Raw genomic sequence first — 16554 nt, forward strand, 5'->3', positions numbered from 1 at the left:
CTGTGCGATAAAGCTGATCCATTCGGCTGGCTGCATGATCTGCTCCCCGCGTGGTGAATATGCAGAGTCAGACAGCGCAGCCAACGGAAGATTCCGGCATTTCCCCTACTTGCCGATGACAGAGCCATAATTTTTGCCGACTCAGGCCGCCTGGACAGGCTATACTTTCGCCTGCTTTTTATGGAGGAGCAAATCTTGTTCAAGACAATCGTATTACCAGTCGCCTTGCTGGGCGCGTTCGCCGGCGCACACGCTGACGAAGGGCAGTGGCAACCACACCAATTGCCGCAGCTGAAAGCCGAACTGAAACGGGTCGGCATCGACATTCCTGCAGAAAAACTGGCCGACCTGAGCAAGCACCCGATGAGCGCCATCGTGTCGCTGGGCGGTTGCTCGGCCGCCTTCGTTTCCGACGCCGGCCTGGTGGTGACGAACCACCATTGCGCGTATGGCGCCGTGCAGCGCAATTCCACGCCGGAACACAATTACATCACCGACGGCTTCCTGGCCAAGACGCGCGCCGCAGAGCTGCCGGGCGGTCCGAACAGCCTCGTGTATGTGACGGACAAGGTGGAAAACGTCAGCGACCGCGTGCTGAAAGGCTTGACGGCCGACATGAGCGGCCGCGCGCGCCACGAAGCCGTGGAAAAGCGCATCAAGGACTTGATCGCCGAATGCGAAACGGACAAGATGTACCGCTGCTCCGTGCCCGCCTTCCACCGCGGCCTCGAGTACTACCGCATCCGCCAGATGATGATACGCGACGTGCGCCTCGTGTACGCGCCATCGGACAAGATCGGCAACTTCGGCGGCGATACCGACAACTACGAGTGGCCGCGCCACACGGGCGATTACTCGTTCCTGCGCGCCTACGTGGGCAAGGATGGCCGTCCGGCCGACCCGTCGCCCGACAATGTGCCGTACCAATCGAAGGATTTCCTGGTGGTCTCGGCCGAAGGCTTGCAAGCCGGTGACGGCATCTTGCTGGCGGGCTACCCCGGCCGCACCAGCCGCTACAAGCTGCCGGCGGAAATCCGCTTCGCGCGCGATACGGCCTTCCCCCTGAAAGTATCCGAACTGCAAGCGGACCTGGCCGTGATGGCCGACTCGACGAAGGGCGACGCTGCCGCTGCCGTGCGCTATGCGAGCGTGGTGAAAAGCATCAACAACGTGCTGAAGAAAACCCAGGGCTTGCTCGACGGTTTCGCCCGCAAGGACATCGCCGCCATCAAGGACGTGCAGGATGCCGAGTTCCGCGCCTGGTACGCGAAACAGCCGAACGTGTCGCCGACCCTGCTGGCCGAACTGGACGCGGCGATCGCCAGCGACATGGCCTTGAGCGAAGAAGAGTTCGCCTGGAGCGTGGCCACCAACAGCGACTTGCTGAAAAGCGCGCGCACCATCTACCGCCTGTCGCTGGAGCGCCAGAAAGCGGACGCCGAGCGCGAATCGGGCTTCCAGCAGCGCGACCTGGCCTTCATCAAGGCCCGCCTGGCCCGTCTGGAACAGTCGTATGTCAACAAGGTCGACCAGGCGCGTTTTGAAGCCGGTCTGAAGCGTTACGCGCAACTGGCGGCGAAGAGCCATCCGCAAGGCCTGGACGCGCTGCTGCCGGCGCCAGGCGCCGTGGCGGCCCTGTACCAGCAGACGCAACTGGCTGACACGGCCAAGCGCCTGGCCTGGCTGGAAAAGGACCAGGCCGCTGTTGCCCAGTCCGACGACGCCTTCATGGCGCTGGCCATCAAGCTGCAGCCCGTCGAAGCGGCGCTGGAAGAGCGCCGCAAGGAAATCGACGGCAACCTGGAACGCGTGATTCCGCAATACATGCAAGCCGTGATTGCCTGGAAGAAATCGCAAGGCAAGCCGGTCTATCCTGACGCCAACTCGACCCTGCGCGTCACGTACGGCACGGTATCGCCGTACTCGCCGCGCGACGGCATCACCAAGGGGCCGTTCACGACCGTGGAAGGCATCGTCGAGAAAGTCACGGGCAAGGCCCCGTTCGAAGCGCCGCAAGGCTTGATTGACGCCGTCAAGCAAAAACGCTACGGCCAGTTCCGCGACCCGGCACTGGGCACGGTGCCCGTCAATTTCCTCACCAGTGCCGACACCACGGGCGGCAATTCCGGCTCGGCCGTGATGAACAAGCGCGGCGAATTGATCGGCCTGAACTTCGATTCGACGTATGAATCGATCACCAAGGACTGGTACTTCGACACGGCCATCACGCGCGCCATCCACCTCGACATCCGCTACATGCTGTGGGTGATGAAGGAAGTGGACCACGCGGATAACTTGCTGCAGGAAATGACGATCAAGTATCCGAAGGCAGTGAAAGCTGCAAAGAAATAAGCTTCAGCTTGCGCTAGCGCAAAGCCGCATCCGCCGCAGGGCCGATGCGGCTTTTTTGCGGCCGCACCGTACGCGCGGCCGGCGCCTGCCGTATCGGCTGCGCCACGTATAATTCCGATCACTTTCCACCCTTATTTTTCCGACAGGCCCGCCATGCCCCCGACTCCCGCTTTGCCACTTGATTGGCAGACATTTGAAACTGCCTACGACGTCGAAGAAACCTGCTTCAAGCTGGCCAGCGCGTCGCTGGCCTTGCTGGGCGCGTCCCCATTCAAGGACCAGGCATTTTCAGCCTTTGCCTTCAACGCCGTATCGTTCCCCTCCCTTTCGCTGAGCCTTGACACCGATCCCGCCAACCGGGAGCGCGATTACTATCCTCCGGACTGGTCGAACGAGTGCATCGAAGTCGACGTGCCGGAAATCGGCCAGCTGTGGGAGGAGGGCTATGCAAGGATCGAAGGCGCGCTGCTCGAACTGATCGACGCTGCTGATGACGAGCTGCTCGATGCCATCGAGGAAGGCTATCTGCACAGCCTGAGGAAAACCATGGTGCGGCTTGAAACGAGCCATGCGTTCGAGCAAATCAGGACCTGCCCGCGATTCTGGACCGTCGTCACGCAAATCGACGCGGATACGGAGGAAGAGGAGCGGCTGCTCGACCAGGTGCGCCAGGGTCTCCCGGCGTGAGCCTCCGCCGCCATTGCGAGCCGCGCGCTATAGCAGGGCTTGCCAGCGCCTGACTTCCGCGTCCGTCAGCATCGGCCCCCAGCCGCCACGCAGCGCCGCATCGTGCTGCACATAGTGCGCAAGCGGCGGCGCCGCCACGCCATGCCTGGCACAGATATCAAGCACGGCTTCCAGCTGGCGCCGGCTTGCCGCAAGGTCATCGCCATGCCAGGTACAGGCGCTCGTTTCCAGCACATGCCCGACAAGTTGCTCCAGCGCGCCGAGCAGGCGCCCGGGCAGCGCCATGCGCAGGTCATCCGGCCAGGGATCGCCCATGCCCGTCACTGCCAGGCAGGCAAAGCCGCGCTCCCAGGCGGCAAAATCCCCCGGCGCGAGCTGCGCCACCTTCCACGCGTGGCCGGCGAACGCGGACAGCGCGGGGTGGTGCAGGGCATGCTGCCGGCAAAAGCGTTGCAGGCACGTGAGCGCAAGGCATTGCCTGGCAATCACGGAGAGCGTGTCTATCGATATGTTATCCATGAATCATCAGTTCCTGAAGGTGGCACTTGCCGATAAGCGAGTCAATTTGGCTTTATTGCGGTTGTCCCGCCTGGCAAGGCAGCTGCCGCAGCGCCTCCACGGGCAACTGAAAAAAGCGCGGCACCATGGCCGGCGACAGCTCGTCGCCGCCGTCCGCCATGGCCAGGCGGCCACTCAGCAGCAGCATCACGTAGCCGTGGCCCAGCGACCAGCCGGCGCTGGCGGCGGCCTTGTCCCAGCGCGCATCGAGGCCCGCTTCGCGCACTGCCGCGCCGGCCGTCTGCAGCACGTACTGGAAGCACGCCTGCGCCGCGTCCTGCAAGGCGGGGAACTGGCGCACGTCCTGGTGTTCGAACATCAGCCGGTAGTGGGCCGGCGCGGCCAGGGCGAATTCGATGTATTGCTGGCCCAGCAGCTGAAAACGCTGTTCGGAAGGCAGGCTGCCCTGCGGCGGCAGTTCGGCTTCCCATTTGGCGATCAGGCTGGCGAAGCCGGCCGCCGCCACGTCGGCCAGCAAGGCTTCCTTGCTGGGGAAGTGGCGGTACACGGCGGCGATCGACACGCCCACCGTGCGCGCCAGTTTGCGCAGGGAAAGGGCGGCGTCGTGCTGCTGCGCCAGTTGCGCGATGGTGGCGGCGACCAGGGTGTCGCGCAGGTTGCCATGGTGATAATTGCTGTTCGTGCTCATGTTATGTTATCGCTGTTCACATTGTCGTGTATGATGGCCATGTTATCACTGAACACATGGAGAGCACATGCAAGAGATGAACAATGCGGTACGCGCCGTGGCCTTGCCGCCGGGCGCCAGCATCGCCCCCTTGTACCCGGGCAGCCACCTGGCCGACGCGTATGCCGTCGAGTTGCCGACTGCGCAGGCGCGCCAGATGGACATGGAAAGCCTGGCGCGCGTGCTGCTGGGCAGTCAGCCGGGCTGGGCGCGCAAGCTGATGGTGGTGCGCGACGCCATCGTGGCGCGCTTCGGCATCCGGACGGCCAGGCAGATGGAAGCCAGGCCTGGCAAGCGCATCGGCATCTTCCGCATCTTTGCCGTCAGCGACGATGAAATCATCGTGGGCGAGGATGACAGCCACCTGGATTTCCGTTTGTCGGTGCTGCGCAACCGCGATGCGGGGCGGCATGGCAGCGTGACCATGTCCAGCGTCGTGCATTGCCATAATCGGGTGGGGCGCGCCTACATCCTGCTGATCCGGCCTTTCCACAAGCTGATCGTGCAGCGTTCGCTGGCGCGCGCCGTCAAGGGCGGCTTTGCCTGAGCGGGGAAGGCGGCTGGCGGTGCGGGCAATCTTGCTTATTCATGGCTGGTATTGCATACTGCACCACCAGCCTCATCACGATTCCCATGAACGATACGCTTCTCCTGCTGGGTTTTGCCACCACGCCGCTTGAACTGATTTCCTTTGTCCTGGCACTGACAACCGTTGCGCTGAACATCCGCCAGAATCACTGGGCGTGGCTGTTCGCCATCATTTCCTCGGCCGCCTACGGTTTCGTGTTTTTCGAATCGCGCCTGTATGGCGACATGGCCTTGCAACTGCTGTTCATCAGCGTCTCGTTCTGGGGCTGGTACCAGTGGCTGCATCCGGCCAGCGGCGGCAAGACCCTGCCCGTGACGCGCCTCGACGGCCGCGGCTGGCTGGCATGCGCCGTCGGCTGGCTGGTGGGCTTCCTGCTCATCGCCTGGCTGCTGACGACGACGGACACGGACGTGCCCCATGCGGACGGTTTCCTCACCGCAGGCAGCCTGGTGGGACAATTCCTGCTGTCGCGCAAGAAATTGGAAAACTGGATCGCCTGGATCATCGTCGACGTGCTGTACGTGTGGCTGTATGTGCACAAGGGCCTGACCCTGACGGCCGTGCTGTACGCGTTCTTCGTCGTGATGGCCGTCATCGGCTTGCTGGCGTGGCGAAAGTCGGCCCCGGCCGCGCCGAGCGCGATGGTCCTCAAGTGATGGAGCGTTGCGTGCGCGTGGCCATCCTGGGCGCGGAATCGTCGGGCAAGTCGACCCTGGCGGCGGCCCTGGCCGAGCGCCATGGCAGCGTCTGGGTGCCCGAGTATTTACGCGAGTTTGTGGAAACGCAAGGCAGGGTGCCCGTGGCGGCGGATCAGTATGGTATTGCGCATACGCAAGTCGAACGCGAAGCGGCCGCTGCCGCCCAAGCCCGCCACTTCCTGTTCTGCGACACGACGCCCTTGATGACGGTGGTGTACAGCCGCCATTATTTTCACGGCGCCGATGCGCAACTGGCGGCGCTGGCCGATGCCACGCAGTACGATCTGACCCTGGTCACGGCGCCCGACAGCCCGTGGGTGGCCGATGGCTTGCAGCGCGAGTCGGAAGCCGTGCGCCAATTGATCTACCGCTACCTGCTCGATGAGCTCGACGCGCGCGGCATCGTCTACCACGTGCTGCGCGACAGCCTGGAGGCGCGCCTGGAACAGGCGGCGCCTTTGCTGCAGCAGGCGCTCGCTGCGGCGCCTGTCATTTCCCTCAATTAAAAGTCAAACTGCGCCGAGACCTTGAACGTGCGGCTGGCGCCCGGATACAGATAGCCATCCGACTCCGGCGTCACGTCGCGCCAGTAGAACTTGTCGGCCACGTTGTTGACGGCGGCGCGCAGCACGGCGCGCGTGCCGGCGATGCGCGTGGCGTACGCGGCGCCCAGGTTGAACACGTTGTACGACGGCACGAAGGTCGTGTTGCTGTACTCAAACGCTTTCTTGCCCGCATATTCCCAGCTGCCATTCACGCTCAAGCCCGCCACCTGTTGCACGGCGTAATCCGCATGCACGGCCGCCTTGAAGGCCGGCACGTTGGGCACGCGCTTGCCGTCGAGGTCGGCATTGCCCGTGCCTGACTGCTGGCTGTTCAGGGCCGTCACGGACGCGCCCAGGCTCAGGCTGGACGATGCCTTGCCCTGGGCCGACAATTCCAGCCCCCGGTGCTGGGCCTGGCCTTCGCGCACGAAGTTATAGGCGGTGCTGTCGACGTACTGGTTGAATTCCAGGCCCTTGCGGATCTGGAACAGGCTGGCCGCCAGCATGAAGTCCGGCGTCACATCCATCTTCACGCCGACTTCGACCTGCTTCGAGCGGCTGGGCGACAATTCCACGTTCGCATTGAGCGCCTTGCGGTCGGCCGTGCCGCCATGTTCCATGCCTTGCGAATAGGCCGCATACACGGAGAGATTGTCGAGCGGGGTGTAGACGAGCGAGACGTTGGGCAGCAGGAAATCGTGCTTGGCGCGGATTTCCGTATCGGCCTTGAGTACATACTGGTAGCCGTCGACATTGATATGGCGCAAGCCGCCATGCAGCTTCCAGTTCGGCGCCAGGCTGACGATGTCCTGCACGAAGACGGAGTTTTCCGTGTCCTTGCGCACCAGGCGTACGGGGCCTTGCACGCCCGTCGACATGTCGACGATCTGCGGGCGGTAGATGTTGCTCACGCCGGCCCAGTCGTACACGTACAGGCCGGCGCGGTCCTTGCGGCGGAAGGTCGAGACGCCGGCCGTGAATTCATGGCGCAGGGAACCGGTGGCGAACTTGCCCTGGATCATGGCTTGCGCGCTCAGCGGTTTTTTCGTCTCGCCCAGGCTGCGGTAGTCATACACGTCGAAGTCGCCATTGCCGCAGAAGCCGGGGTACAGGTCTTGCGCGCTGCAGCCATACGGGAAGGCCGTGTAGTCGTCGCGCTTGAACGAGTGCTGGTTGGCCGACAGGGTGGCATGCCAGTCGTCATTGAACGCGTACTGGAAGCGCAGGCCGAGATTGCTGGTGACGGTTTCCACGGGGCGCGTCCACGGCTGCAGGTTGAGCATGGCGTCGGCGCTGATGCCGGTCGGCAAGGTTTTATTGTTCAGCAGCTGGAAGCCGGGCGCCGTGGCCTGCGCCTTGTCCTGGTAGTCGGCATCGATTTGCAGCAGGGCTTGCGGGGAAATCTGCCAGTCGAAGGCGCCGGAAATGAACTTGCGGTTGCCGTCCGCGCCCTTGATGTAGGAGCGCAGGCGCTCGGCCGCCACGTTGACGCGGTAGCCGAAGCGCGTGTCTTCCAGGCGGCCGCCCAGGTCGATGGCGCCGTACACGGTGCCGCGCTCGCGCGCTTCCACGGTGACCGTGCGCAGCGGGGCGGCGGTGGGGCGCTTGACGATGAAGTCGATCACGCCGCCCGGCGCGGCCACGCCTGCCTGCAAGCCGGCCAGGCCCTTCAGCACTTCGATGCGTTCCTTGTTTTCCAGCGGGATTTGCGTGTCGCCAGGAATGGCCACGCCATCCTTGCGATAGCTGGAATTGTTGTCGAGCTTGAAACCGCGGATGGAAAACTGTTCCGCATAGCCGACGGCGTTGTAGGCGTCGTTGATGCTGGTGTCGAGCTTGACGGCATCGCTGAGATTGCGGATCTGCAAGTCCTGCATGTCTTTTTGCGAAATGACGGTGACGGATGCCGGCGTCTGCAGCAGCGGCGCGTCACTGAAGCCGCCCACGGAGGCGCGCTTGGCGGCCGGCGCCTTGCTGGCCGTGACGACGACTTCGGCCATGCTTTGCGCCTGCGGGTCGGCTGCGTCGGAAGCCAGGGCGGGCGCGGCAAACGCGTGCAGGATGGCCAGGGTCAATACAGAAACAGATAAATTCGGTGTGGACATAGATTGCTCGTGGTTCAAGCCGTCTCTGTAAAAAGAGCACGGCAGGCTGCTTGTTCGGCTGGCGCCAACGCAGGAGCTATCAAAGGAGGGAGGTACTTTGCGCTTTCCTTCGCTGGCATTATCCAGATCAGGTACGAAGGGTATCTCTCACCCGGATGACTGCTCCAGGACCCCTAGCGAAATGACAGCTTAGCATGAACCACGGCCAGCTGTCCCACCCGGCTGACCGTTTTACAACAGTGTGGTGCGAATCTACAGACTGAGTTCCAGCACCTTGCGGCTGACGGCGGGCGTCACTTCGCGCTGTTCGCCCAGGGCCGTCATGCCGTGCGCTTCCAGGGCGGACACGACGGCGTCCACGCTGGCGTGGTTGAGGCCATAGTCGGCCAGGCGCGTCTTGACGCCCATGTGGCGGAAGAAGAATTCCGTGCGCGCGATGGCGGCCTCGATGCGGCCATCCTCGTCGCCGCCGTCCAGGCCCCACACGCGGGCCGCGTATTGCAGCAGCTTGGCGCGCTTGGCTTGTTTGCGCACGCGCAACATGCTGGGCAGGATGATGGCCAGGGTTTGCGCATGGTCGAGTTCGTACAAGGCCGTCAATTCGTGGCCGATGGCGTGCGTGGACCAGTCCTGCGGCACGCCCACGCCGATCAGGCCGTTCAAGGCCAGGGTGGCGCTCCACATCACGTTGGCGCGCACGTCGTAGTCGTCCGGGTGCGACAGGGCTTTCGGGCCTTCCTCGATCAGCGTCAATAAAATGCCTTCGGCGAAGCGGTCTTGCACGGACGCGTTCACAGGGTAGGTCAAATACTGTTCCATCACATGCGCGAACGCATCGACGACGCCATTGCCCACCTGGCGCAGCGGCAAGGTGAACGTCTTCGACGGGTCCAGCACGGAGAATTTAGGATAGACCTTGCGGCTCATGAACGAGCGCTTTTCCTGCGTGGCCTTGCGCGTGATCACGGCCGAGCCATTCATTTCGGAGCCCGTGGCCGGCAAGGTCAACACGGTGCCGAAGGGCAGGGCGGCTTCGACGATCTTGCCGCCTTTGGCCAGGATGTCCCACGCCACGCCTTCGTGCAGGGCGGCCGCGGCGATGAACTTGGTGCCATCGACCACGGAACCGCCGCCGACGGCCAGCAGGAAGTCGATGCGCTCGCTTTTCACCATGGCCACGGCCTGCATCAGGGTTTCATAGCTGGGATTGGGTTCGATGCCGGCAAATTCCAGCACCGTATGGCCGGCCAGCGCCGCCTTGACTTCATCGTAGACGCCGTTCTGCTTGATGCTGCCGCCGCCATACGTCATGAGCACTCTGGCCTGCGGCGGGATCAGCGCCGTGATGGCGGCGATCTGACCCTGGCCGAAAAGGATTTGCGTCGGATTGTAAAAGTCGAAATTGAACATGGGGCTCCTGCCGCTGAGGTTTAGGCTGTTGCTGAGCCATGATTATGGCCGAATGGGTGGAAACGTGCCGTGGACGCTTGAGCTTTTCGTCCGCGCGGTGGAGAATGCAGCCGATGTCACCACCACGCGAAAAGGAATGCGCATGACCACCGTCCCACTGGAAGAATCCGGCTTGCCGGCCACCGCGCTCGACATGCACCGCGCCATCGGCGCCACCATCGCCGCACTGCAGGCGCTGGACTTGAACAGCCAGCGTTTCGAGGCGTGCACGGACCCGGAACTGCGCCGCGTGCTCGCGCACGCGGGCGACACCAGCCGCAAGGAAGCGGCCATGCTGCTCGAATGGATGCGCCGCCGCGACGCGCGCCTGGACACGGCCATGAAGGAAGCGCTGTTCAAGGCGGGGCCGATTGTTGCCCAATATCACTATGACGAGAAAATATTGTAACTATTGGTTTGTTGCTGTGGCGTACCATGCGCCACTTTCGCATCGCTTCGCGTAGACTGTGCCCCTAATTAAATTTAACGTCGGATAGCAGCGGCTGTCCGGTGTATTTCAGGGGGCTTCAAGAAATGAGATCATTACCATACCGAGAAGGCAGCTGGTTTGCCGTGCCCTTGCCGGGCGGCGGCTATGCCGTCGGCGTGGTGGCGCGCAGGGCGCCTGCCGGGCGCATCATGCTGGCGTATATGTTCGGGCCGAAGCGCGACAGCTTGCCCACGCTGGAAGAGCTGGAAGGCTTGCGCCCGGAACAGGCCGTGCGCCGCCTGCGCACGGGCGACATGGCCCTGCTCAACGAGCGCTGGCCCCTGCTGGGCGACAGCCGCCACTGGGAGCGCGACGCCTGGCCCATGCCGGCCTTTATCCGCCGCAATGAATCCTTGCAGCGTGCCTGGCGCGCCAGCTATGCGGACGCCGACCCTGCCAAGCTGAACCGCGAGGAATCGATTCCCTTCGATACGCCGGGCATGGAAAGCGATTCCCTGTACGGTTATGGGGCGACGGAATTGTTGATGAATAAATTGCTGGCGCAGGAACAGGCGTCCGCCTGAACGGCAGGGAACGGCACAACTGTATCGTTCCCGTCCGTTTATGCCGCTGGCAAGCTGATCTGAAACGCGAGGCCGCCGCCTTCGCGGTTGCGCACTTGCAATTCGGCGCCGTGGCGCAGCAGCACGCGGTCGACGATGGCCAGGCCCAGCCCGGCGCCATTTGCCTGCCCGCGCGCCGTGTCGAGGCGGGTGAACGGCTTCATCAGCTGCTCGATCTTTTCCGCCGGCACGCCCGTGCCGTGGTCCTGCACCTCGATGATCACCTTTTTCGCGCCGTGGCTGGTGCGCACCTGGCAGGCGATGTCGATTTCCGTCACGTCGCTGTCCGGCGTCTTGCCATAGCGGCGCGCATTCTCGATCAGGTTGTTCAGCACGCGGCGCAGGTCCGTGGGGTTGCCCATCGCATGCGCGCCGTCGGCGATGCTGGCGTTGATCTTCACGTCCGGCAGGCGCATCGCTTCGCGCGTCATGTCGTTGAGCAAACCACTGAGGTCGACGTCGGTAAAGCTCGACGCCTCCGTCGGCCTGGCATAGTCGAGGAACTGGCCGATGATGGCGTCCATTTGCCCGATATCGGACTGGATGCCTTCGCGCGCCTCGTCCGACAGGTTCGCCATTTCCACTTCCAGCTGCATGCGCGCCAGCGGCGTGCGCAAGTCGTGCGAAATGCCGGCCAGGATCACGGCGCGGTCCGATTCCACCTGTTTCAAGTCGTCGACCATCTGGTTGAAGCTGCGGTTCGCCTCGATGATTTCGATCGGCCCCTTTTCCGGCAGCGGCGCCGGCTGCTTGCCCTTGGCGATGTCGCGCGCGGCCGCCGTCAAGCGCGACAGCGGCAGATTGATCAGGCTGGAAATGATGGCCGCGCCCAGCAGGGACAGCAGGGATACCAGGCTGGCCCAGCCCAGCCACTGGAAGCCCGTCAGGCCGCGCAGGCGCTCGCGGTCCAGCATCAGCCAGTACTCGTCGTCGTCGATCTTGAAGCTGACCCAGAAGCCGGCCACGCCGTTGACGCGCGCGGAAAAGCGCGTGTCCTTGCCCAGCTTGGCCTTCACCAGCGCCTCGATGTCGGGCATCAGGTAATTGTCGGGCGGCGGCTCGATGCGGTCATCCTCTTCCAGCGAGAAGATGCGGATGCCTTCATTGCTGACGAGGTCGAACAGCAGCTCGCGCCGCAGTTCGGGCGCCGAGTGCGTCAAGGCCGCATGCGTGATGGTGACGACGGAAATGATCTGGGCGGAAATCTGCTGCGCCTGCGGCTCGCGCTGGATGAAGGAGATCATGCTGAACCACGCGATCATGCTGACCGTGGTCAAGGTGCCGAGCAGCAAAAAGGTGCGCCAGAACAAGCCGCTTTTCAGCCGCGCCAGGCTGATATCGGGAAAAAGCTTCATCATGCCTCGCCAGCGATCAGCGCGGCTGTCCGTCCGGGATGAAGACGTAGCCGAGGCCCCACACGGTCTGGATGAACAGCGGGCTCGACGGATCAGGCTCGATCAGTTTGCGCAGGCGTGAGATTTGCACGTCCAGGCTGCGGTCGAACACTTCGTATTCGCGGCCGCGGGCCAGTTCCATCAGTTTTTCGCGCGACAGGGGCTGGCGCGCATGGCGGGCAAACACTTTCAGCACGGAAAACTCGCCCGTGGTCAGGGGCACCGTCTCGCCATTCTTTTTCAGGGTACGCGTGCCCAGGTCCAGCACGAAGTCGCCGAATTCGAAGGTTTGCGGCGTTTCCGACGGCGCGCCGGGGATTTCATCGGGACCCTTGCGGCGCAGCACGGCGCCGATGCGGGCCACCAGTTCGCGCGGATTGAACGGTTTCGGCAGGTAATCGTCGGCACCCATTTCCAGGCCCACGATGCGGTCCACGTCTTCGCCCTTGGCCGTCAGCATGATGATCGGCGTCTGGTCGCCCGCGCCGCGCAGGCGGCGGCAGATCGACAGGCCGTCTTCGCCCGGCAGCATCAGGTCGAGTACCAGCAGGTCGTAGCGTTCGCGCAGCCACAGCTTGTTCATGGCCGTCGCGCTCTCTGCCGTGAAGACATTGAAACCCTGTTCGGTCAGGTAGCGGCGCAGCAGGTCGCGCAGGCGCACATCGTCATCGACCACCATGATTTTTGCCTGGTGGCCGTGGATCGATTGCGTTGGTGTGTTGCTGCCGGAAGTGGAGGTTGTGGTCATTTAGGGTGTCGTGTTATCTTATATTAGTTGCTATAGTAACGCCTCGCGCGGCGTCGGCAAGGGGCTGTGGCGACCCATTACAAAGTGTTACAAACTTTACCCAATTACTCTTACTGCACCGTGTAAAGCATCATACACTGGGGCCACAGTGGAAATCAGCTTTAAGTTTATACGGCATCGCGGAAGAGGAACTCAATGAATATCTTTACTAAAAAAATTCACGCCGCTCCCAGCGCAGCTATTGCCGCACGTACAACTGTGCTGTCCGCATTTGCCGTTTGCTCCGTGTTTGCCGCCAGCCTGGCGTCAGCGCAAAACCAGCCGCCGCCACGCCGTGACGACCAGCAGCAAATGCAGGCCCAGCGGTATGAACAGGTACAGCGCACCAGCAGCAATGATACGCGACTGCGCGAACAGCGTGACGCACGCAGTTTCGACACGCGCGCCGAAGAGCAGCGCCGCGCCAACGAAGGCGCCGACGCTTCGCGCCGCACGGGCCGCATGACGCCCGACGAGCGGCGCGACCTGCGCCGCCAGATCAACGAAGTGGGCCAGGATATCTATTCCAACCCGCCGCGCCGCTAGGCAGCCATCCCCCCTCCGACAGGGCCATCTCGCAAGACATGGCCCTGTTTACATCTGGCCGCATGCATTGTCGCCGAGTCAGGCACACGGCCCCGCCCCGTGATATTGTTCTAGTGCACGGAGGCAATTCTTTGAAATGGCTGCTGGGGGAGGCAAGGCGTGAGCGACGACGACACACCCGTTCCGGATGCGGTCCCCGCAGGCGGCTTGCCGCACGGCCTGGTCCAGCGCGACGAGGGCGTGTTCCTGGACCTGTCGCTGGCGCCGGCGCAGCTGCGCGCCGCCGTCGACCAGCTGTTCCAGTCGGGACAGTTGCTGGCGGGCCTAGATTACGGTTTGTTCCTGCTGACCCTGTTCCATGCCCCCGCACCCCGCGCCGCGCCCAAGGGTGACGCCTTGCTGCGCATCGCCGTGCGCGTGGCGCCGTTCCCGCCCCAGCGCCGCGCGCTGTATAAGCAGGTCAAGATCCGGGGCGACAGCGCCGAGTTTTATTTTGAAACCTTGCCTGCCGACGCGGATGGCCAGGCGCCGGCGCGCCGCGAGTTTGACGAGCTGGTGGCTGACTTGTGGTGCAAGGGCGTGCACTACGGCATCGATAGCGTGGCCGTGCGCGCCATGCTCGCCAGCGGCAAGGCCGAGCGCATCACGGTGGCGCGGGTGCTGCCGCCGCAGCCGGGGCGCGACGCCCAACTGGTCGAAGTGTCGCAAGGCATCCACCGCGACGATGCGCCGCGCGAACGTTCCGATGGCCGCCTGGATTTGCTCAGCTTCAAGAACCGCTTCCCGCAAGTGAAAAAGCACGCGCGGCTGCTGCGCCTGCTGCCGGGCACGCCCGGCTTGCCTGGCTATGACCTGGCCGGCAAGGCACTGCCGCCGCCCGCGCCGCTGGAACTGGACCTGGCCACGGTGGCGGGGCCAGGCACATCGGTCGAGTATTTCAGCGATGGCGCTTTCGTCGTCGCCACCATGGATGGCTATGTGAATGTCGATGAGCACGGCAAGATGTCGATCGAAAACAAGATCGTCAGCCGCGAAGGCGTCAGCAGCCGCACCACGGGCAATCTGAAGCTGCGCGCCGCCTACGAGGAGTACGGCGAAGTGCAGGAGCAGCGCCAGCTCGACGGCAGCGACATCACCATCCATGGCGACGTGTATGGCCATCTGCACTCGCATGGCGGGTTGATATGGCTCAAGCGCAACCTGGTGGGCGGCACGGCCTTCAACGAGCACGGCGACGTGCGCGTCGAGGGTGTCGCTTCCGGTTCCGTGCTGCAGGCGCTGAGCGGCGAAGTGCATGTGAAGCGGGCCGAAAGCTGCGTCATCGCCGGCACGCGCGTGGTGATCGACAGCGCCAGCAATTGCGAGATCATCGCCGACGAGGTCGTCATCGAACTGGCCGAAGGCTGCGCCGTGGCGGCGCGCACCATCCGCATCGGCAGCGCCGGTCCCCGCAGGCAGGTGGAAATGCTGCTGTTCCCCCTCGTGCCCGACTTGAGCGCGCTGGAGCAAAAGATCGGGGAAAGCCTGGCGAAGGCGGCGCAATTCCTGCAGGTGCAGCACAAGCGCCAGCAGGAAATCGATGCCATCGCGCAATTGCCCGAGGTGCGCAACTACCTGACCCTGGCGGGCCAGCTGCGGCGCGGCGAATTGCAGCTGCAGCCAACGCAGCAGCTGCAGTACGACAAGCTGGCCGCGCGCATCGCTCCCGTGCTGAAAGAGGTGGCGCGGCTGCGCGTGGAAGTCAAACAGTCGGAAATCCTGCACGCGCAGATGCTGGCGCTGGTGGAACAATTGCGCCAGGAGCGGCAGGCGACGGCGGGCCAGTCGCGCTGCACCCTGGGCCTCGTCGATGGCGAGACGACGGTGCGCGCCCTCGTCGTGCCGCCCGGACCGGCCAAGGTCTACGACCGGCCGCCGAAAGAAATCAAGGCCTTGCTGCGCAGCGCCACGCCGGCCACGCAGCCCGTGTTCGCAGACAGCACGGGCAGCCTGGACTGGACTTACCAGCCACCGCCCTGATCAGTCGATCACCTTGCCGCGGGATTGCTTGAGGACGCTGTGCGTGCTCTTGCTGTCGAGGCGGCGCCGCTGCGAGCTGCGCGTGGGCTTGGTGGCGCGGCGCACGGCGGGCAGGAAAGTCACGCTGTCGATGATTTCCTGCAAGCGCCGCAATGCCTCTTCCTTGTTCTGTTCCTGGCTGCGCGACTGCTGCGCCTTGAGCACCAGCACGCCATCCTTGCTGATGCGGCTGTCGCGCAGGGCCAGCAGCCGTTCCTTGTACGCTTCCGGCAGCGACGAGGCGGCGATGGGGAAGCGCAAATGGATGGCGCTGGACACCTTGTTGACGTTCTGCCCGCCCGGGCCTTGGGCGCGGATGGCGGAAAATTCAACTTCAGCGGGGTTGACGAGGTGTTGCATGGCCTGCCTGTGGGGGAATGATGTGGGTATTGTAAGGGAAGATGGCTGCGCCGGCGCAAGGCGGGGCGCCGAGGTCAGGCTGGTCTTCCGGGAAAGTTGAGTTTTCTCAACGCCGCCTGCGGCGATGCTGGTTAGCATGGGGCCAACGTTGCGCCACTGCGCATCCTGGCAGCGCTTACCGGATGAAAGGAACACCATGCAGCCCACGACCACGCCTGGCGCCGCAACCGCGCAATACCTGACGCAGTACTTGAGCTTCCGGCTGGGCGGCCTGGAATACGGCCTCGATTACCGTTGCGTGCGGGAATTGCGCCCCCTGAAGGAGCTCGACCGCTTTTCCTCGGAAGGGGAAGTGCTGCACAGCGTGGCCGTCTCGCGCGGCGTGATCATTCCCATCGTCGACATGCGCGCCGCGTTCGGCAGCGCCCACGGCGCGCCCGACCCGGCCACCGACGTGATCATCCTGCAGCTGAGCAATGGCGTGATGGGCATGGTGGTCGATGGCGTCACCGATATCGTCAGCCTGGCCCCCGCCGACATCGCCGCCGTGCCCGGCCTGGGCGAGACGGAGGCCGATTACCTGCTGGGCCTGGGCACGGTGGCGGGACGCCGATTGATCCTCGTCGACATCGACCGCCTGATGGCGATCCGCAGCCCCAGCCCCATGCAGGCGGCATAAAAAAGA

17 protein-coding genes and 1 riboswitch are annotated in these 16554 nt (G+C 63.9%); of the genes, 10 read left to right on the forward strand and 7 right to left on the reverse strand.

Going from position 1 to position 16554, the window contains the following annotated elements:
* Positions 1 to 195 precede the first annotated feature (195 nt).
* The gene (locus OX460_RS00005) at positions 196 to 2352 is read left to right on the forward strand and encodes a S46 family peptidase (RefSeq protein ID WP_354669812.1); all 2157 of its coding nucleotides are present in this window, start codon (positions 196 to 198) and stop codon (positions 2350 to 2352) included.
* Positions 2353 to 2523: 171 nt separating this feature from the next.
* Complete coding sequence (locus OX460_RS00010; RefSeq protein WP_289897230.1) at positions 2524 to 3039, forward strand: hypothetical protein; 516 nt, start codon at positions 2524 to 2526, stop codon at positions 3037 to 3039.
* Between the two features lie 27 nt (positions 3040 to 3066).
* On the opposite strand, the gene OX460_RS00015 is transcribed toward OX460_RS00010, so the two are convergent.
* Positions 3067 to 3558: a hypothetical protein gene (locus OX460_RS00015; RefSeq protein WP_289897231.1), complete on the reverse strand. Its 492-nt coding sequence runs from the start codon at positions 3556 to 3558 to the stop codon at positions 3067 to 3069.
* 52 nt (positions 3559 to 3610) lie between these two features.
* Positions 3611 to 4246 (reverse strand): TetR/AcrR family transcriptional regulator, encoded by a 636-nt coding sequence (locus tag OX460_RS00020; RefSeq protein ID WP_289897232.1) that lies wholly within the window; start codon positions 4244 to 4246, stop codon positions 3611 to 3613.
* A gap of 67 nt (positions 4247 to 4313) precedes the next feature.
* Between OX460_RS00020 and OX460_RS00025 the strand changes: the two genes are divergently transcribed.
* The 3 genes from OX460_RS00025 to OX460_RS00035 all read left to right on the forward strand — a co-directional run bounded on the left by OX460_RS00025 (position 4314) and on the right by OX460_RS00035 (position 6078).
* Complete coding sequence (locus OX460_RS00025; RefSeq protein WP_251351635.1) at positions 4314 to 4832, forward strand: DUF2867 domain-containing protein; 519 nt, start codon at positions 4314 to 4316, stop codon at positions 4830 to 4832.
* A gap of 86 nt (positions 4833 to 4918) precedes the next feature.
* Positions 4919 to 5530, forward strand: coding sequence for a nicotinamide riboside transporter PnuC (gene pnuC, locus OX460_RS00030; RefSeq protein WP_099667198.1), 612 nt, complete (start codon positions 4919 to 4921; stop codon positions 5528 to 5530).
* Entirely contained in the window at positions 5530 to 6078 is a 549-nt protein-coding gene (locus OX460_RS00035; RefSeq protein ID WP_289898392.1) for an ATP-binding protein, read from the forward strand. The genes pnuC and OX460_RS00035 overlap by 1 nt, the downstream gene beginning before the upstream one ends.
* Here the strand turns inward: OX460_RS00035 and OX460_RS00040 are convergent.
* Both OX460_RS00040 and OX460_RS00045 read right to left on the reverse strand, forming a co-directional pair.
* Positions 6075 to 8222 carry a TonB-dependent siderophore receptor gene (locus OX460_RS00040; RefSeq protein WP_289897233.1) on the reverse strand — a complete coding sequence of 716 codons (2148 nt, stop codon included), beginning with the start codon at positions 8220 to 8222 and terminating at the stop codon, positions 6075 to 6077. The genes OX460_RS00035 and OX460_RS00040 overlap by 4 nt on opposite strands.
* An 87-nt stretch (positions 8223 to 8309) precedes the next feature.
* Positions 8310 to 8407, reverse strand: a riboswitch (TPP riboswitch).
* Between the two features lie 67 nt (positions 8408 to 8474).
* On the reverse strand, positions 8475 to 9632 hold the full coding sequence (locus OX460_RS00045; RefSeq protein ID WP_099667201.1) for an iron-containing alcohol dehydrogenase: 1158 nt from the start codon (positions 9630 to 9632) through the stop codon (positions 8475 to 8477).
* 142 nt (positions 9633 to 9774) lie between these two features.
* Here OX460_RS00045 and OX460_RS00050 point away from each other — a divergent pair, with 142 nt between their 5' ends.
* Positions 9775 to 10080 (forward strand): hypothetical protein, encoded by a 306-nt coding sequence (locus tag OX460_RS00050; protein ID WP_034750230.1) that lies wholly within the window; start codon positions 9775 to 9777, stop codon positions 10078 to 10080.
* A gap of 125 nt (positions 10081 to 10205) precedes the next feature.
* On the forward strand, positions 10206 to 10685 hold the full coding sequence (locus tag OX460_RS00055) for an Imm26 family immunity protein (RefSeq protein WP_099667202.1): 480 nt from the start codon (positions 10206 to 10208) through the stop codon (positions 10683 to 10685).
* 38 nt (positions 10686 to 10723) lie between these two features.
* Here OX460_RS00055 and OX460_RS00060 read toward each other — a convergent pair whose 3' ends face one another.
* Together OX460_RS00060 and ompR are read right to left on the reverse strand one after the other, a co-directional pair.
* The gene (locus OX460_RS00060) at positions 10724 to 12082 is read right to left on the reverse strand and encodes a sensor histidine kinase (RefSeq protein WP_077406916.1); all 1359 of its coding nucleotides are present in this window, start codon (positions 12080 to 12082) and stop codon (positions 10724 to 10726) included.
* Positions 12083 to 12095: 13 nt separating this feature from the next.
* Entirely contained in the window at positions 12096 to 12797 is a 702-nt protein-coding gene (ompR, locus tag OX460_RS00065) for a two-component system response regulator OmpR (RefSeq protein ID WP_223278807.1), read from the reverse strand.
* A 264-nt stretch (positions 12798 to 13061) separates the two neighbouring features.
* On the opposite strand from ompR, the gene OX460_RS00070 reads away from it, so the two are divergent.
* The gene (locus OX460_RS00070) at positions 13062 to 13451 is read left to right on the forward strand and encodes a hypothetical protein (RefSeq protein ID WP_099378341.1); all 390 of its coding nucleotides are present in this window, start codon (positions 13062 to 13064) and stop codon (positions 13449 to 13451) included.
* A gap of 159 nt (positions 13452 to 13610) precedes the next feature.
* On the forward strand, positions 13611 to 15470 hold the full coding sequence (locus tag OX460_RS00075; RefSeq protein WP_289897234.1) for a flagellar assembly protein A: 1860 nt from the start codon (positions 13611 to 13613) through the stop codon (positions 15468 to 15470).
* Here the strand turns inward: OX460_RS00075 and arfB are convergent, their stop codons facing one another.
* Positions 15471 to 15869, reverse strand: a complete 399-nt coding sequence (gene arfB, locus OX460_RS00080) for an alternative ribosome rescue aminoacyl-tRNA hydrolase ArfB (RefSeq protein WP_034779396.1) — start codon at positions 15867 to 15869, stop codon at positions 15471 to 15473.
* A gap of 196 nt (positions 15870 to 16065) precedes the next feature.
* Here arfB and OX460_RS00085 point away from each other — a divergent pair, with 196 nt between their 5' ends.
* A complete protein-coding gene (locus OX460_RS00085; RefSeq protein WP_077406904.1) occupies positions 16066 to 16548 on the forward strand; it encodes a chemotaxis protein CheW in 483 nt (160 codons plus the stop codon).
* Positions 16549 to 16554 lie beyond the last annotated feature (6 nt).

The organism is Janthinobacterium sp. SUN033, from assembly GCF_030397595.1.
Lineage (GTDB): Bacteria > Pseudomonadota > Gammaproteobacteria > Burkholderiales > Burkholderiaceae_D > Janthinobacterium > Janthinobacterium kumbetense.

What these genes read in the sequence shown, in the direction of transcription:
- OX460_RS00015 (WP_289897231.1), bottom strand. Translation starts at nt 3,558, where the DNA reads ATGGATAACATATCGATAGACACGCTCTCCGTGATTGCCAGGCAATGC.
- OX460_RS00020 (WP_289897232.1), bottom strand. Translation starts at nt 4,246, where the DNA reads ATGAGCACGAACAGCAATTATCACCATGGCAACCTGCGCGACACCCTG.
- OX460_RS00025 (WP_251351635.1), top strand. Translation starts at nt 4,314, where the DNA reads ATGCAAGAGATGAACAATGCGGTACGCGCCGTGGCCTTGCCGCCGGGC.
- pnuC (WP_099667198.1), top strand. Translation starts at nt 4,919, where the DNA reads ATGAACGATACGCTTCTCCTGCTGGGTTTTGCCACCACGCCGCTTGAA.
- OX460_RS00035 (WP_289898392.1), top strand. Translation starts at nt 5,530, where the DNA reads ATGGAGCGTTGCGTGCGCGTGGCCATCCTGGGCGCGGAATCGTCGGGC.
- OX460_RS00040 (WP_289897233.1), bottom strand. Translation starts at nt 8,222, where the DNA reads ATGTCCACACCGAATTTATCTGTTTCTGTATTGACCCTGGCCATCCTG.
- OX460_RS00045 (WP_099667201.1), bottom strand. Translation starts at nt 9,632, where the DNA reads ATGTTCAATTTCGACTTTTACAATCCGACGCAAATCCTTTTCGGCCAG.
- OX460_RS00050 (WP_034750230.1), top strand. Translation starts at nt 9,775, where the DNA reads ATGACCACCGTCCCACTGGAAGAATCCGGCTTGCCGGCCACCGCGCTC.
- OX460_RS00055 (WP_099667202.1), top strand. Translation starts at nt 10,206, where the DNA reads ATGAGATCATTACCATACCGAGAAGGCAGCTGGTTTGCCGTGCCCTTG.
- OX460_RS00060 (WP_077406916.1), bottom strand. Translation starts at nt 12,082, where the DNA reads ATGATGAAGCTTTTTCCCGATATCAGCCTGGCGCGGCTGAAAAGCGGC.
- ompR (WP_223278807.1), bottom strand. Translation starts at nt 12,797, where the DNA reads ATGGTGGTCGATGACGATGTGCGCCTGCGCGACCTGCTGCGCCGCTAC.
- OX460_RS00070 (WP_099378341.1), top strand. Translation starts at nt 13,062, where the DNA reads ATGAATATCTTTACTAAAAAAATTCACGCCGCTCCCAGCGCAGCTATT.
- arfB (WP_034779396.1), bottom strand. Translation starts at nt 15,869, where the DNA reads ATGCAACACCTCGTCAACCCCGCTGAAGTTGAATTTTCCGCCATCCGC.
- OX460_RS00085 (WP_077406904.1), top strand. Translation starts at nt 16,066, where the DNA reads ATGCAGCCCACGACCACGCCTGGCGCCGCAACCGCGCAATACCTGACG.